Below are 19227 nucleotides of genomic sequence, written 5' to 3' on the forward strand. Positions count from 1 at the left end.
TATTTACATATGATTGAAAATGATAATTATTTTCAAGTGCTGTGTTTATGTATTTTATTATTAGCTTGGTCGTGTTTTTTTTGCTGTATATCAGAACAAAACCGAACTCGTGGTGTGCGGGGATTCATATCGTAAGCCACATTTTTATCGTTGCATTTTGTCCTGCAATTTATGTTGTTCAATATTTAATCGTTACGTTTTTTTCGTCACCGATATTGATTAAGCTGTCATCACGCTCCGGTATATACAACATTCTCATTGCTTTTCTTCCATTATTGATCGCAACCGGCAGTCTGGCGTTTAGCTGAATGATTTCATCTCTCTTCTTTTCTTAAAACAACTACACTTAATTAGAATAAGGTATCAATTTCATATAATTATTCGATATCTACGCGTCAGCACATGTGTCACATTTCTGTGACTACGAGTAAGTTTTACTTATGTTGCTCGGTAGTAGGGTATTTATCGATTGTTTAATGATTCAATACTTAGTTTAATCGCATAAAGGTGTGCAGTATGCCGCACTAAATTAATAAGAAATTATCTAAAAAGGTTAATGGGAAACGTAAGCCATTAGCGGAGGTCAGATGAGTACGCACACGGTACCGCAGAGCGCGATTGTAAATGCTGTCAAAGGTGAAGTTTTGGTTTTGGGCCTGGATGGAAACGTTAAGGTCATAAAAGCGGGGGATGAGTTAAGACCTGGCGAGATTATTATCACAGAAAATAATGCTTCTCTCGACGTACAGATAAATAATGAGCTTTATCTGGTCGATGCAAATTGTGTTGCTTGTCTTCCTGTGCCTTCTTCTGAATCACTAGAACCAGTATTGGTACAATCTCCAGTTAATGGCTTGGTGACTTTTGACCCAACGGCTATTGGAAGTGCTGACTTCGACGCCAACGATATTGCCGCTATCCAGCAAGCTATTTTAGACGGAGCTGACCCTACCGCTATCTTAGAAGCAACAGCTGCTGGCGCAGGTGCTGAAGGCTCGGCTAATGCTGGCTACGTGACGGTTGAATATAATAACCCGGAAGTACTCGCGTCTACTTTTTTTGAAACGTCTGCGACTCGCAGCGGAGAAGATGATCGCGACGAAGATGACGGTTTGAATGTCACGATCTTTGCTGATGGTGGGCAGTCACTGCAATCTAGCGTAACAGAAGGCTCAATTTCTCTATCTAGCTACCCGCAAACCATTTCTTCTAGTGTGCTGGTTGAAGCAGGGGATCTCGCACTTGATACTGCTTCATTTGTACCTGAAACGTCCTCATTAGAGTCTTTGTTAACCGAGTTAAATAGTGACATTACCTCTGGTGGTCAGCCAGTAGCGTTCGTTTACGACGAAGCGCAAAATGCCATTATCGGCACTCAAGGTGGTAACGAAGTGCTTCGTATCGAGATCGAAGTGACATCTTTAGGCCGTGATTTAGAGTTAGAGGTCGTTACCACGATTAGCCAGGGTATTGACCATGTTGCGTCTGTTGCTGATGGCCAAGTATCTATCGTCGGTGATCAAATCAATATCGCTTTTGACATTACAGGCGCAGATATTGGTGGTAATAGCATTCAAGCGCCTATCGATTTTACGACAACCGTTATTGATGGCGATGATCCTGCGCCGCAGAACGTTACTTTTGAAAACGTTGAATCTTCTTCTACACCAATTACTGGCACTTTTGTTGATATTGGTAGTGATCAATTGGCAACGGTCACGTTTAATCAAGAAGGACTTAGTCAGTTCGATGGCCTACTGAGTGATAATCAGGCGACAGAAGCGGTACTCTCTGAAGACGGCAGTACTATCACCTTGTCCATTGCGGGCTCGAATGAAACCGTCTTAACCATCAGTTTGAATACTGATGGTACCTACCAATTTGAGCAATTTAAGCCGTTAGAACAAACAAACGGTGAAGATACGATTGAGCTCTCTTTGCCAACCACAATCGTCGATTTCGACCAAGATACGGCAAGCAACACCTTTACGATGACCATCCTCGATGGCGATAATCCAGTGATTGAGAACGTGACGGGCTTGTCTTTAGACGAGGCGGGGGTTGACCAAGGTTCACAGGAAGGCGCGGCAGTAACAAGTGGTACTGGGTCGATCACGACAGCGGTCGGAAGTGACATCATTGATCACTATGAGTTGGAACCTACAGAGTTCAATGTTGGTGGAGAACTCCAATCTCAAGGGCAGGTTGTTCAACTAGAACTAGCGTCCGAGAGTAACGGCGTACGTACTTACGAAGGCTTCATCGAGCTGGATGGTGTGCGTATTACCGTATTTGATGTGGCGATTGATGCACCTGCATTGGGCGAATACCAATTCAACTTGTATGAACAACTTGACCATACGGGTGCTAACGATGACTCGCTCACTTTCTCACTGCCAGTTTACGCGGTAGATGCGGATGGTGACCGCTCCTCTATTACCGAAGGTTCGAACACACCAGAAGCTGCGCAAATTGTCATTCAAGTTCAAGATGACGTTCCTACGATTGATGGCGTTGAGGCACTAGCCGTCGATGAAGACGATTTATCAAGCATCGGCTCCGATCAAAGCGATTCTGTGCTCGCGCAAGGCAGCTTCACGACGACTCAGGGCTCAGACCGTGTTGTAAGTTATCAATTAGAGAGCGGCACTGATCCACTCAATGGGTTGGAATCACAGGGTCGATCTATCTCTCTGACGGAAACAACTAACTTAGATGGCAGCTTTACCTATTCTGCAACGGCAGAAGGGGACGCTATCTTCACCTTACAAGTGAACCCTGACGGTTCTTATTCATTTACCCTTGAAGGTCCAATAGATCATGCTGTGGGTAGCGATAGCTTAACGCTAGACTTCACTATTGTCGCAACGGACTTTGACGGTGACACCAGTGCACTTGTTCTACCGGTTACCATTACTGATGATGTGCCAACCATTAACGACGTTGTTGCTCTTACTGTTGATGAAGATGACTTAAGTTCGGTAGGCTCTGACCAATCACAGCCGACGTTGGTTGAAGGTCAGTTCACGACGACTCAGGGTTCTGATGGCGTCGTACAGTATCAGTTGGATGTAAGCGCTGATCCATTAAATGGCCTGCAATCTCAAGGTCAAACCGTTTCCATTGCCGAAACGCAAAATGCAGATGGCAGTTACACCTACAGTGCAACGGCAAATGGCAGCGCAGTCTTCACATTAATTTTGAATACTGATGGCTCGTACAGTTTTGAGCTGCAAGGTCCAATCGACCATGCGTCAAATAGCGACAGCTTAACCCTTGATTTTAGCGTTATTGCTACCGATTTCGATGGTGACACAAGCCAAATCGTATTGCCTGTTACTATTGTGGATGATAAGCCGACCATTACCGATGTCGATGCGATTACCGTTGATGAAGATGACCTAGGCACGATTGGTTCGGACCAGACTGACCCGATTTCTATTGATGGTAGCTTCACCACCACACAAGGCTCTGACCGAGTGGTAAGTTATCAGCTTGATGCTTCTGCAACACCAGTTGACGGCCTTACATCACAAGGCGTGGCAGTCACACTGACTGAAACCGCAAATGGTGATGGCAGCTTTACTTACGAGGCGACAGCGGGTACTGAAGCGGTCTTTACGCTGACAGTGAATACTGATGGTAGCTATAACTTCACGCTTGAAGGTCCAATCGACCACGCAGTAGATAGTGATGAGTTGACACTGAACTTCCCAATCATCGCTACCGACTTTGATGGCGACACCACAAATGCCACTATCCCAGTGACGATCGTAGACGATAAGCCAGTTATTACTGACGTGGATTCCATTACGGTTGATGAAGATGATCTAGCGTCAATTGGCTCAGACCAAAGCAACCCGATTTCTATTGATGGTAACTTCACCACCACGCAAGGTTCAGACCGAGTGGTGAGCTACCAACTCGATGGTACATCAACACCAGTTGACGGTTTAACCTCGCAAGGTGTGGCTGTCACGCTAACAGAAACTGCAAATGGTGATGGCAGTTTTACCTACGAAGCAACAGCGGGCTCTGAAGCGGTCTTTACGCTGACAGTGAATACTGATGGCTCTTATAACTTCACGCTAGAAGGGCCAATTGATCACGCGGTTGATAGTGATGAGCTGACACTCAACTTCCCAATTATCGCAACCGACTTCGATGGCGACACCGTTACTGAAACCATTCCAGTCACGATTGTTGATGATGTACCGACCATCACAGCGGTGGATGCGTTGAGTGTCGATGAAGATGACCTTAGCGGCGTGGGCTCAGACCAAACTGACGCTGTGTTCGTTGAAGGCGCGTTTACTACCACACAAGGCTCTGACCGAGTGGTGAGCTATCAACTTGATTCAACTTCTGATCCTGTCGCGGGTCTGACATCTCAAGGTGAGGCGATTACCTTGGTGGAAACCGCGAATGGTGACGGCAGCTTTACCTATGTGGCGACCGCTGACGGTAATCCTGTCTTCACGTTGAATGTCGCAACAGATGGTACGTACGACTTTACGCTGCAAGGCCCGATTGATCATGCCGCCAACAGCGATAGCCTGACGATTGATTTCCCAATTGTTGCCACCGATTTTGATGGTGATACGACCACGGCAACCATTCCCGTTACGATCGCAGATGATGCGCCAATCATCGATAATGTTGTGCCTCTTACTGTGGATGAAGATGATTTATCAGGTATTGGCTCAGACCAAACTGACGATGTGTTTGTGGAAGGCGCGTTCACTACTACTCAAGGCTCAGACCGAGTGGTGAGCTACCAACTTGATTCAACTTCTGATCCTGTCGCAGGTTTAACTTCTCAAGGTGAGCCTGTTACTTTGGTAGAGACGGCGAATGCCGATGGCAGCTTTACTTACGTGGCTACCGCGGATGGCAATCCTGTCTTCACCATGAACGTGAATGCAGACGGTACATACAGCTTCCGTCTAGAAGGTCCGGTTGATCATGCGTTAAACAGCGATGAACTAGTTCTGAACTTCCCAATCATTGCAACAGACTTTGATGGCGATACGACGACCGCGACCATTCCAGTCACGATTACTGATGACGTTCCAACCATCGATAACGTTGTCCCACTTACGGTGGACGAAGATGACCTTGCCTCAATTGGCTCAGACCAGAACGATGATGCGTTTATGTCGGGCTCTTTCACCACAACTGAAGGCTCAGACAGCGTTGTTAAATACCAGCTTGATGCAACCGCAGATCCAGTAGCAGGGTTGACCTCTCATGGGGAGCCTGTTGTGCTTACTGAAACTGCTAACGGCGACGGCAGTTTTACTTACACAGCCACAGCAGATGGCAATGCCGTATTTGAATTGGTTGTGAAGCCAGATGGCAGCTACACCTTTACCCTGCAAGGTCCATTAGACCATGCGGTGAATAGCGACAGCCTGCAAATCGACTTCCCGATTATCGCAACAGACTTTGATGGCGATACGTCGAAAGAAACACTGCCTGTTACCATCGTTGACGATAAACCAACCATCACTGACGTAGACGCGATCCGTGTGGATGAAGATGACTTAGCGACGATTGGCTCTGACGGCTCAGATCCAATTTCAATCGATGGCAACTTCACTACAACGCAAGGCTCTGATGGGGTAGTAAGCTACCAATTGGATGCGGCTGCAACGCCAGTTGATGGCCTAACATCACAAGGTGTGGCAGTGACCCTGACTGAAACTGCAAACGGTGATGGTAGCTACACTTATGAAGCGACAGCAGGAACTGAAGCAGTATTTACGCTGACCGTTAATACGGATGGTTCATATAACTTTACGCTGCAAGGTCCAATCGACCATGCGACGGGTAGTGATGAGCTGACACTGAACTTCCCAATCATCGCAACGGATTTTGATGGTGATACCACCACAGAAACGATCCCAGTCACCATTGTGGATGATAAGCCGACCATTACCGATGTCGATGCAATTACCGTTGATGAAGATGATTTAGGTACGATTGGCTCAGATCAGACTGACCCGATTTCAATCGATGGCAACTTCACTACCACACAAGGCTCGGACCGAGTGGTGAGCTATCAGCTCGATGCTTCTTCAACACCAGTTGATGGCCTTACATCACAAGGCGTGGCCGTCACGCTGACTGAAACCGCAAACGGTGATGGCAGCTTTACTTACGAGGCGACGGCGGGGAGTGAAGCGGTCTTTACGCTGACAGTGAATACTGATGGCTCTTATAACTTCACGCTTGAAGGTCCAATCGACCACGCGGTAGATAGCGACGAGTTGACACTGAACTTCCCAATCATCGCGACCGACTTTGATGGCGACACCACAAATGCCACTATCCCAGTGACAATCGTGGACGATAAGCCTGTTATTACCGACGTCGACACCATTACGGTTGATGAAGATGATCTAGCGTTAATTGGCTCAGACCAAAGCAATCCAATTTCTATTGATGGCAGCTTTACTACCACACAAGGCTCTGACCGAGTGGTGAGCTACCAACTCGATGCTTCAGCAACACCAGTGGACGGTTTAACATCGCAAGGCGCTGCTGTCACACTGACAGAAACCGCAAATGGTGATGGTAGTTTCACTTATGAAGCGACTGCGGGTGGAAACCCAGTATTTACTCTGACAGTAGATACTGATGGCTCTTACAACTTCACACTTGAAGGGCCAATTGATCACGCTGTTGATAGTGATGAGCTGACACTGAACTTCCCAATTATCGCAACCGACTTTGATGGCGACACCGTTACTGAAACCATTCCAGTCACGATTGTTGATGATGTACCGACCATTACAGCGGTGGATGCGTTGAGTGTCGATGAAGACGATCTTAGCGGTGTGGGCTCAGACCCAGGCGGCGATCTGTTCGTTGAAGGCGCGTTTACGACCACACAAGGCTCTGACCGAGTGGTGAGCTACCAACTGGATTCAACAGCAGATCCTGTTGCGGGGCTGACATCTCAAGGTGAGGCGATTACCTTGGTGGAAACCGCGAATGGTGACGGCAGTTTTACCTATGTGGCCACCGCTGACGGCAATCCTGTCTTCACGTTGAATGTCGCAACAGATGGTACGTACGACTTTACGCTGCAAGGCCCGATTGACCATGCCGCCAACAGCGATAGCCTGACGATTGATTTCCCAATTATTGCCACCGACTTTGATGGTGATACGACTTCGGCGACCATTCCAGTCACGATCACGGATGATGCGCCAATCATCGATAATGTTGTGCCTCTGGCTGTTGATGAAGATGATTTATCAGGCATTGGCTCAGACCAAACTGACGCTGTGTTTGTTGAAGGCGTGTTCACTACTACTCAAGGCTCAGACCGAGTGGTGAGCTACCAACTTGATTCAACTTCTGATCCTGTTTCGGGATTAACCTCCCAAGGTGAGCCTGTTACTTTGGTAGAGACTGCGAATGTCGATGGCAGCTTTACTTACGTGGCTACCGCGGATGGCAATCCTGTCTTCACCATGAACGTGAATGCTGATGGCACATACAACTTCCGTCTGGAAGGGCCGGTCGATCACGCGTTAAACAGCGATGAATTAGTACTGAACTTCCCAATCATTGCAACAGATTTTGATGGCGATACGACGACCGCGACCATTCCCGTCACGATTACTGATGACGTTCCAACCATTGACAACGTTGTTCCACTAACAGTAGACGAAGATGATCTCGCCTCAATTGGCTCAGACCAAAACGATGATGCGTTTATGTCGGGGTCTTTCAGCACAACTGAAGGCTCAGACAGCGTTGTTAAATACCAGCTTGATGCAACGGCAGATCCAGTAGCAGGGTTGACCTCTCATGGTGAGCCTGTCGTGCTTGCAGAGACAGCAAATGGTGATGGCAGCTTTACTTACACTGCCACAGCAAATGGCAATGACGTATTTGAATTGGTGGTGAAGCCAGACGGCAGCTACATCTTTACTTTGCAGGGTCCACTAGACCATGCGGTGAATAGCGACAGCCTGCAAATCGACTTCCCGATTATCGCAACAGACTTTGATGGCGATACGTCGAAAGAAACACTGCCTGTTACCATCGTTGACGATAAACCAACCATCACTGACGTAGACGCGATCCGTGTGGATGAAGATGACTTAGCGACGATTGGCTCTGACGGCGCAGATCCAATTTCAATCGATGGCAACTTCACTACAACGCAAGGCTCTGATGGGGTAGTAAGCTACCAATTGGATGCGGCTGCAACGCCAGTTGATGGCCTAACATCACAAGGTGTGGCAGTGACCCTGACTGAAACTGCAAACGGTGATGGTAGCTACACTTATGAAGCGACAGCAGGAACTGAAGCAGTATTTACGCTGACCGTTAATACGGATGGTTCATACAACTTTACGCTGCAAGGTCCAATCGACCATGCGACGGGTAGTGATGAGCTGACACTGAACTTCCCAATCATCGCAACGGATTTTGATGGTGATACCACCACAGAAACGATCCCAGTCACCATTGTGGATGATAAGCCGACCATTACCGATGTCGATGCAATTACCGTTGATGAAGATGATTTAGGTACGATTGGCTCAGATCAGACTGACCCGATTTCAATCGATGGCAACTTCACTACCACACAAGGCTCGGACCGAGTGGTAAGTTATCAGCTTGACGCGTCTGCAACACCAGTGGCTGGCCTTACATCACAAGGCGTGGCAGTGACGCTGACTGAAACCGCAAACGCTGATGGCAGCTTTACTTACGAGGCGACAGCGGGGACTGAAGCGGTCTTTACGCTGACAGTGAACACTGATGGTAGTTACAACTTCACGCTTGAAGGTCCAATCGACCATGCTGTTGATAGCGATGAGTTAACGCTCAACTTCCCAATCATCGCAACAGACTTTGATGGCGACACGTCTGCTGAGACAATTCCTGTCAAGATCGTTGATGACAAACCGACACTTGGTGGCATCGAAACAACAAGTGTGCAAACGGTTGACGAGGACGATATCCCAACAATCGGATCTGACGGTACGCAGTCGAACAGCATTGCGGGTAACTTCATCGCGACTGATGGCTCTGATGGCATTGTGGAGTACGGCGTTTCTGACCTAACGACGCCAGTACAAGGCCTGACGTCTGGTGGTCAATCACTGGTTATGGTTGAAGTATCAAACGCAGGTGGTGTTTCAGTTTACGAAGCTCGTATTGATGGCACGACGACACCAGTATTCCGTGTGACCCTCGATGCCTCTGATGACAGCTACACGTTCGATTTGCTTGCTCCTCTCGATCATCCAAATGCTGATGGCCAAAATGAACTGGTCATCAATTTGCCGATAAACGCGACTGACTTTGATGGAGACGTGTCGAACAACACCACCTTACCAATTACGGTTGTGGATGATGTTCCAACCATTGATGGTTTACTAGCAGGCAGCGAACAAACCGTTGATGAAGATGACCTGCCAGCAGGTACGGATGCTGCAAGTGCAGAAGATACTGTTATTTCAGGTACTTTTGATATCACCGAAGGTGCTGATCAAGTTGCTTCTATTCAGCTCAGTGACCTGACCACGCCTGTTACGTCACTGACTTCAGATGGTGAAGCTATAACCTTAGTTCTGTCTTCTAGCGTAAACGGCGTGAACGTCTACCAAGGTGTCGCTGGCAATCCTGCTGAAGTGGTGTTCGAACTGACGCTGGATGCAACGAACAACACCTACGAATTCGATTTACAGAAGCCGCTTGATCATCCAGATGGTAATCAGCAAAACGAGATTGTTATTAACCTCCCTGTGACGGCGACAGATAATGATGGTGATACTTCACCAGCCTTCACATTGCCAATTACCGTTGTGGACGATGTTCCAGTTGTTACCAATATTGAAAGTCTACGTGTCGACGAAGATGACTTACCTCTTGGTTCTGATGGCACTAAAGAGCCGTTAACGGTATCAGGTGAATTCGAAGTCACTAGCGCAGATGGTATTGATGCTTTCGAATTGGATCTGAGCTCAAATCCTATCCCGAATCTGAAATCGGGTGGAGAAGAGGTAACACTTTCTCAAGACGTTGGTGCTTCAACTGCTGACGCGCTTGTTTACGTGGGACAAACTCCGGGTGGAGTGACTGTCTTCACGTTGACACTTCATCAAGATGGTAAATACGACTTTGAGTTATCTGGTCAGTTAGATCACGCGGTTAACTCTGATGAGATTTTGTTGAATCTACCTGTGAAGATCACGGATGGCGACAACGATATCATCACTGCGACCTTGCCAGTGACCATCGTAGATGACAAGCCAACCATTGATGCTATTAGCTCTAGTAGTACCTTGTCTGTGGATGAGGATGATATTCCAAGCCAAGGTTCGGACGACACGCCAGAATCCAATATCATTGGTGGCAACTTTGACGTTACTGATGGTGCCGACTCTATCGTTAGCTTCCAGTTGGATAGTTTAACATCGCCTGTTTCTGGCCTTACCTCAGGTGGTCAACCGCTTGAGTTGGTTGAGTTTTCAAATTCAAACGGTGTGATTGAGTACCGAGCTTATGTACAAGGTACGACGGACACCGTCTTTAAACTGACGCTAAATGGTTCAGCAGACAGTTATGAATTTGAACTGTTGGGTGCACTTGATCATCCTGCGGGTAACGATGAAAACTCGTTGGTCATTAACTTCCCAGTCAACGCGACTGATTTTGATGGCGATGTGTCCAATAACATCACCTTGCCGATCACCGTGGTGGACGATGTCCCAGCTATTGTGAAAGTGACAGACTCTAGCCAACAAACCGTTGATGAAGATGATCTTTCCGGTGGCTCTGACACGACAAGTAGTGATTCAACGGTATTGAACGGCGGATTTGAGGTCGTTGCTGGTGCAGACAAGATTGTCAGCTACCAAGTTTCAGACCTCGATGCAGTCGTGTCTGGTTTAACGTCGAACGGCAGCAGCATCGAGTTGAATCTAGTAAGCACGAATGGTGGAGTAACCAGTTACGAAGCGGTTATTACTGGCACATCAACTAAGATCTTCACGCTGTCTCTTGATGCGAATAATGACAGCTACCAATTTGAGCTGTTGGGACCAATCGACCATGACGCTGTTCAAGGTGAAAACAACCTTGTCATTGATATTCCAATTACAGTAACAGACTTTGATGGTGACACGTCATCATCACTGAATCTTCCAATTACCGTAGTTGATGACATTCCCGAAATTAAATCAGCAGATGCTTTGGCTGTTGATGAGGATGACCTTGCCAACGGCTCTCAGGCAACCAACAAAGACAGCCTAGAAGCAACGGGCAATTTCGATACGGTGGAAGGGGCAGATACCGTTGTCTCTTATCAGCTGGATCTTACTTCTAACCCGATACCAGGAGTAACTTCAGGTGGTTTTGCGGTGACGTTAGTTCAAACCGCGGTAAGCAACAACAACTTTACTTATCAAGGTCAAACACCTGATGGTAACTCAGTGTTCACACTAGTTTTGAACGCTGACGGCTCTTACAAGTTTACGCTTGAGGGTGCGCTAGATCACTCAACTCAAGGCGAAGATACACTCATACTTGATCTCCCAGTCTTTACGACCGATGTCGATGGTGATACGGCAGGTATTAACTTACCAGTGACGATTACCGATGATGTTCCAACCTTGCACGATGCATCTATTTCGCGTGTTGAGGGGCAAGGCAGCCGCACGGTTCGTTTATTCCGAGACCCTGTAGAGGGGGATGATGACCTTGGTGCTGACGGCGCACAAGTGACTTCATTCTCGGCTGATGATTCAGGCATTTACTTTAAGCAAAATGGTGTTGATTCTGATTCTGTCGATTTGAACGGCAGCGACCAAGTCGTATTTGTTCACAAGGTTCTTGACGGAGTGGATACTGAAATCGGTCGTTTGGTTGTTCGAACCGATGGCAGTGTGTCATTCCGTCCGAATGACGACCTTGACCATACCGAAACCGACTCGATTGATTTCACCATCAACGTTGTTGCAACCGATGGTGATGGCGATATCGCAGATGCCGATGTGGATATCTCGATAAGAGACCGCAATGCGCAAATTGACACGTCTACCGTTACTGCGTTCGAAGACCAAGGGCGTGATGGTGTCGTTGTGGGCGTTGACTCTGCAAATACTCAGGACAACTTGTCGACGCTGGATGTTAGCCCTGCGAAAGTCGACTTGGTTATCAATTTACACGATATCGACCGTAACGAGAGCTTAGGTGACATCACTATTCGAGATGCTGATACTCACAACGGTACGTTCTACTACCGAGACGGCAGTGGCAACTACATTGAATTAACATCTGTGGGCAATACGGTTGTTCTCGACGCATCAAATGTTGAGCAGTCATTCAATGGTGAGCTTGTCTCGTTAGATAACTTGTACTTCGTACCAGATCGTCATACATCAACCGATGCTTCTGGTATCGATCCTCGTATCCGCGTGGAAATTCTTAACAATGGTACGCCAGATCATACGATTAATGGTCGTTTAGACATTGAAGTTGCTGCCGTCGCAGATATTGCAACGTGGACGGCAAGCAGCGAATTTAACTACTCGGTTGATGAAGATGGAAACAATGTCGCACTTAACATCACGGCTGAAACCCAAGACACTAGTAACCCAGAAGGCATTGTGTACGAGCTTGTCTTTACACAAGGAGAAGGTAACGCAGAGTTAGTCTATTCAGATGGTAGTGCGATACCAAAATCCGGTGGTGTTTATCTGGTGGATGCAAGCCGAATTGATGAAGTTCAAGTTGATCCGATAGATAACTTCTCGGGCGAAATCAGAATTGATGTCACCGCTATTACGACGGAAAACAACAATCCACTGCTTGGGAAAGATACCGCTCGCTCAGAAACCGAAACCATCATTATTGATGTAAACCCAGTTGCGGATAAAGGTAGTTTTACTGTAAATCGAATTAATGTGTTTGAGGATAACGCTCGAACTCAAAATACGGTAGACCCTGTCACTGATCACGACCCACTCCAATTAAGTGAAGTGATCACCATGAAACCATCAGCGGACTTAGATGGTTCTGAAGCGTTATTTGTGCGCATTTCTAACTTCTCAATTGATGGGGTTACTCTGGTGTGGCTGGACTCAGCAAACCCAAGTCAGATAGTAGAAGTGACCGATTCAGGCGGCAATATACTTTATTACGAAGTGCCAGAGTCTGAATTAGCGAACGTCGAAGTTCTTCCTCCGTTGCACAGCAATGATGACTTTACTTTCAATGTCGAAGGCATTGTGAAAGACACAGCATCATTGTCTACCGGTACGACAGAAGATGTGTTGTCACTGGGCAGTAAGACTGTCATCGTTGGTGTAAAAGGTGTTGCTGACATACCAGACACGGTATTAATTGACGCGGGGAACGTTTGGAACCGGTTCGTAGACGGAGATGTGGCCGGGATAGAGACGACTATCGAAGAGAATGGTGTTGTAAACCTTAACTTCTCGGTTGTATCTGGTGAAGTTGCCGATAGACCACAGGATGATTCAGAAGCCATTACTGTTATCCTGTCCAACATCCCCGACGGTGTTCGTGTCGTAGATTCAGACGGCTCAAGCGTTGACCTCACCTTTGTTGGCTATGATGGTAACGGTCAACCGATTTACGAAGCAAACATCACTGGGCTGAATTTTAATTCCGGTATTCAAATTATTCCGGAAGCCTCTTCAACTGAAAACATTGCGATTACTGGGACGATCATTGTTACCGAGAATGATGGCCATAGTCGTGTGATTGAAAGAGAGGTAAGGATCAAGGTCGAACCCGTTATTGACGCCCAAGATAACTACGTTGTTCGATCGGAGGGAGATGAAGATACGCGCTTTGACATCGATTGGAAACCGACGCTCGTACAAAGCCCTGATACCGATGAATTCTTTAGTGATGTAACCATCTCTGGATTTCCTCCAGGCAGCACGGTCTATGTAGATGGTGTGGCACAAACGCTTGTTTCTGGAACACTAACGCTTTCACCGCAAGCCGGTGAATCAGAGCAAGATTTTTCCGCTAGAATCTCTCAAAGTGGCTATGTTCAAGTCCAGTTGGAGCAGGATTCAAGTACTGACTTTGACTTGACCACGACCGTCACTGTGAAAGAGATTGACCATGAATATGTTGACGCTTCGAATCCCGGTGAAGGTATCGCTGAGAAAACCATCAATGGTACGGTGAATGTCCAAGTTAATCCAATCGTTGAGCCAGAGGATAAGACGGGGGCAATAGATGACCAAACCCGTCTGCTTGTCACTGAAAGTGGTGGTGGTGCTACCGATATCGTGAAGTCAGACGATCAAGGTAACATTGACTTTACGATCAACACTTCTTTGGGGGGCGAATCTGGTGCTCATATCATTAAATATCAAGAGTTTGATGCGTCTTCAGATGAAGTGGTGACTCAACTTGTTGTTCAATTTCACAATGTGGACCCTGAGATCCTCAACCAATTGGTTATCGTCGGTGCACTAAATGAAGGTGGGGGTCGTTGGACAGTAACCAATGAAGATAACTTCTCAATTAAAGCGCCGTCTGGTCTTGATTTAACACCAAACGATGACAGCGACGATGGCGATAACGGCGGTCTCTCTCAAATTGGCTTAACCATTTACGCAGAAGTGAATGATTTGGGCGAAGATTTGGGCAACGAAAAAGATGCGACGGTCATGCGCCAAACGGATGTGACACTTGAATTTCCTACCGTTCTCACACCGCAAATGAGTGTAGCGGCAGAGATTCAGGTGGCTGATGATGTCCAAATTCAAGCGTTGGAAGATAATTCTATCAACCTTGGTGCTCAGTTAACGTCGAAAGTTGATGCGATTAATGCAGATGGCGTGGAGGATGTCTTGACTATTATCGTCGATCCTTCAGCTCCTGGCATTCCTCCTGGTTTGGTGATTACGGGGACGGATATCGACTTTGTCAATGGCAAATACGTGTTCCAAGCCCATATCGATGCGAGTGGAAATATTACTGGCCTTGATGGTTTGACGATGCACTTGGCAGAAGATTACGCAGGTGATTTCGAATTACCAATTCGGTTCGTCACTAAAGACACTGAGTCCGGTGATGAAAAAGAAAATAATGTCCAGTTTCCAGTTCAGGTTTTACCGGTTGCAGACGTTCCGAGTTCAGCCGGGGATCAGCCGTTGGATAGCGATGTCACACCGAATGTAAAAGTAGATATCGTTGGTACTTTCGGCTTGGATGCAAACAAACAACCTGTAACTGATCTAAATAACGACGTTCCCACGGCGGATGGTGTCGGTTACGAAGATGGCTTAATCCAACTTAACTTGAGTGTTGATTTTGCCGATCAATTTAACAACACTCAAGGTGGTCGAGAAACACTAACGAACATCAAGTTAGAGCTTGATGACACAACATTAGGTGAGTTTGTTGATGCCAATGGTAACAGCTTAGGAACCAGTATTGAGTTTAATGAAGCTGAGATTTTAGCTGGTGCGCTTGACAATGTTCTGTTTAAGCCAAAAGAAAATTACCCCGTAGGTGGTGGCCAAAATACCGTCAAGATTAATATCGAGGGAGAAATTACTGATGAAGCTGTGTTTGATCAGTCTATCTTGAATAACTCTGGCGATAATATAGATGTAAGAACCTTCACTGACGATGTCACATTTGAAGTTACGCCAGTCGTTGATGACATTACCATTACAGGTGCCGATCCGACGCAGCCAATCACGGTGATTGGTGACGAAGATACTTTAATTTCGCTGAATCAATCGGGCTCTGGTGTTTCGATCAGCCTGAACGATAATGACGGTTCTGAGAGTTTCGTTTCACTCAAGTTAACGGGACTTCCTGATGACTTTATCGTTAAATCCAATTCCTCTGATTATGTTGTTAAGAACAACGGTGGGGGCGAATGGAGTATTCAACTAAAAGATCTCACTCAGACGTCCATTGACCTGAGTGACATCCAAATTAAACCGCCAAAACACTTTAGTGGCGAGGCTGAGATAGGTATTACGGTCTTCATTCAAGAGGAGTTGCTACAAGTTCCAACGGAACGAAACAACAACTTTACGCTTATTGTCAATCCTATTGGTGATGATGTTGATGTGAATCCCGACACTTCTGCTGCAGGTAATGAGGGCGAAGACATTGTTATTAATGTAAATGCGTTAGTGGTTGATAACAAAGAGTCCATCGGAGATGGTGCAAACTACCAGGAAAATGATCCAGAGACGCTGAGAGTTGAGGTCTCCAATGTCCCTGATGGGGCGAGTGTTTCATTACCTGATGGGACCGTGTTTACTGACCAAGGCGGCGGCATTTTTGTCTTAGAAATCAATGCTCAAGACTTGGATCAAGTGGTGTTTAATTCTGGGGATCGCAACGATAACTCATGGGATGGTTCGCTGCATTTCAAAGTGCAAGCCGTTGATACTGGGCTCGATGGCAGTCAAAGCTTGGGCTCCGCAGAGGAGTTTGATGTCACTGTTGATGTTGAAGCAGTGAACGATCGTCCAGAGTTCGTCAATACCGTGGATGTGGAAACACCAGAAGATACGCCAATGCTGCTTGATGGTTTCAGCATTACCGATATTGATGCCGTACTCGATGATCCGAATGCTGAATATGTACTCAATGTGAACGTCGACAGCGGTATCTTGGAGCTTAATCCAACGCTCATCGCTACTTACAACCTAACCGTGAGCGGTGATGGTACGGACTCCGTTGAACTGAAAGGTACAGTGGCCGATCTAAACAATGCCATTGCAGACGGTCTGATTGAGTTTAATCCAGACCTGAACTTCTTTGGTGACGTTCAGGTGGACGTGACAGTCGATGACCAAGGTAATGAAGGTATCGTAATTGGTGGGGTAGATGACACCCTAAATACCAACAGCAGCAGCTTCAATATTGAAGTGACAGCGGTGAATGATACCCCAGAAACTACGCCAGTGACGCTACCGGATATTGAAGAAGATAGTGGTGTGTTCTCCATCTCTGAAGCGGATCTTATTGCGAATGCGACAGACGTAGAGAACGATAATCTCACGGTTAGCAATGTTCAGTTAACGGATCCGAATTCGGGCAGCATTATTTTCAACAGTGGCACGGGAGAGTGGGAATTTACCCCAGCACCAGATTACAACGGGCCAGTTGAAATCACGTACACCATTACAGATGATGGCACGACAAATGGTGCATCCGATCCTAAATCGGTTAACGGCAGCGCATCGTTCAATGTAACGGAAGTCAATGATACTCCAACGACGTCTGAAGTGACACTTTCTGATATCGCAGAAGACAGTACGGCGGTTGATATTACCCAAGCTGATTTGTTGGCGAATGCGTCTGATATTGAAAACGACACCTTGATGGTGAGCAATGTCCAGTTGGTTGATCCAAGCAGCGGCACATTGGATTTCGACAACGTAACAGGTACATGGTCATTTACTCCTGCGCCTGGCTACAACGGCAAGGTCGATTTGACCTACGACATTACCGACAACGGTACAACGAACGGTGTTTCTGATCCTCAAACGGTGTCAGGAACGGCGACCTTCGAAGTCACTGAGGTGAACGATGCACCGGTAACATCAGAGGTAACGTTGAGTAGTACCGAAGAAGATGGTGGTTCGGTAACTATTACGGCTACTGAGTTGCTGAGCAACGCAAGTGATCCTGAGTCAGACAACTTGACCGTCGATAATGTTGCGTTAGTGGACCCAACTTCCGGCACGTTGACTCAAGTGAGTGCGACAGAGTGGACGTTTGAACCCGCAGCAGATTTCTTTGGTGACGTTAATTTCACTTATGAAATCACAGATGACGGAACAACTAACGGCGCTCCAGACCCAATTACAATCGCGGGCACAGCAGTGTTGAATGTTGAAGCGACCAATGACGCACCTGAAATCACTGCAACGTCGGTAACGGATACGATCAACGAAGCCGATGGCCAGAAAATAACGGGTATTAGTGTAAGTGACATCGACTTCACTGGTGCGCAGGCGAATGAAATCATGACGGTGACTCTTACAGTTACCGAGGGCGACCTTCGTGTCGAGCCGCCAGCAGGTAGTGGTGTGACTGTTGGGGCGGGGATGGCTGGTGAAATAACTCTAATGGGCACACCAGATAATATTAACTCCGTTCTTGGAGCAACAGACGCTTCTGAGGGTGTATTTGTGGATGCAGGAGATGTCAACGCAGCTTCAATCACTTTATCGGTGAAAGTCGAAGACAACGGTGTGTACTTCGAAAATGCATCGGGTTCCGCATTGGAGGCGAATCAAGACTTCACTATCAATGTGACACCTGTAGCTGATGCACCTACATTGAATATCAATCCTCAGTTTAATTACATTCGTCAAATTGCGGCTAGCCAAACCGCGAGCAGTCAAGGTTTAGCGATTGTCGGAATCATGGCGGCGCTTACTGATATTGACGAGGTGCTGTCTTTGGAGCTAACGGGCGTACCAGCTAGTGCTGAGGTAACAAGTGGCGTTTCTCCATCAGGCATTAGCTTCGATGGTACCACTTGGACAGTACCAAGCGATGAAATTGATACGCTAGAAATTGTCGCAACAGATACTAACAGTGGTATTGATGTCGGTTCTTACGATATTTCGCTTACGGCGATATCAACGGAATCTAATGGCGATGAAGCGCAGTCTTCACCTGTCCAAATTAGTTTGAATGTGAGTAGTGATAGCGACGATATTGACCAGTCAACCGCAGTGGACGACAGCTATTTAGTCGGTGGAGACACAGGTATCAATTTGATTGGTGGCGACGGTGACGACGTTCTTATCGGTGGCTTAGGCTCAGATATCTTAACGGGTGGAGACGGCAGCGATATCTTCAAGTGGACGGTAGACTCCGTTGATGAAGGGGCAGTGGATACCATTACTGACTTCACTGTTAACGAAGACAGCATCGATTTACGTGAAGTTATCTCTGATCTCAATAACTCAATGATCGACATGGATGATCTGCTTGGTCACATTTCGGCAGACTACGATGCATCGACGGAAAGTGTTTCTCTGAACATTACGACGGATGCAAATGTTCAACAGACTATTGTCGTGGAAAACTTAGGTACTTCAATCGACTTCAACGGTCTCAGCTCCAACGAGATTGTAGAGTCATTGCTGAACAACGGTGTTATTGATAACGGATAAACCAGTATACAACACAAAAATGGGCGGCTCTGATAAGCCGCCCATT

The 19227-nt window shown here is 46.9% G+C and carries 1 protein-coding gene; it reads left to right on the forward strand.

All coding sequences use genetic code 11. The annotated features are described in order from the left end of the window. Positions 1 to 587: 587 nt before the first annotated feature. Positions 588 to 19181 (forward strand): retention module-containing protein, encoded by an 18594-nt coding sequence (locus UQW94_RS00640; protein WP_322141907.1) that lies wholly within the window; start codon positions 588 to 590, stop codon positions 19179 to 19181. Positions 19182 to 19227: the final 46 nt, after the last annotated feature.

This window comes from Vibrio sp. PBL-C16, from assembly GCF_034321865.1.
Lineage (GTDB): Bacteria > Pseudomonadota > Gammaproteobacteria > Enterobacterales > Vibrionaceae > Vibrio > Vibrio alginolyticus.

What these genes read in the sequence shown, in the direction of transcription:
- UQW94_RS00640 (WP_322141907.1), top strand. Translation starts at nt 588, where the DNA reads ATGAGTACGCACACGGTACCGCAGAGCGCGATTGTAAATGCTGTCAAA.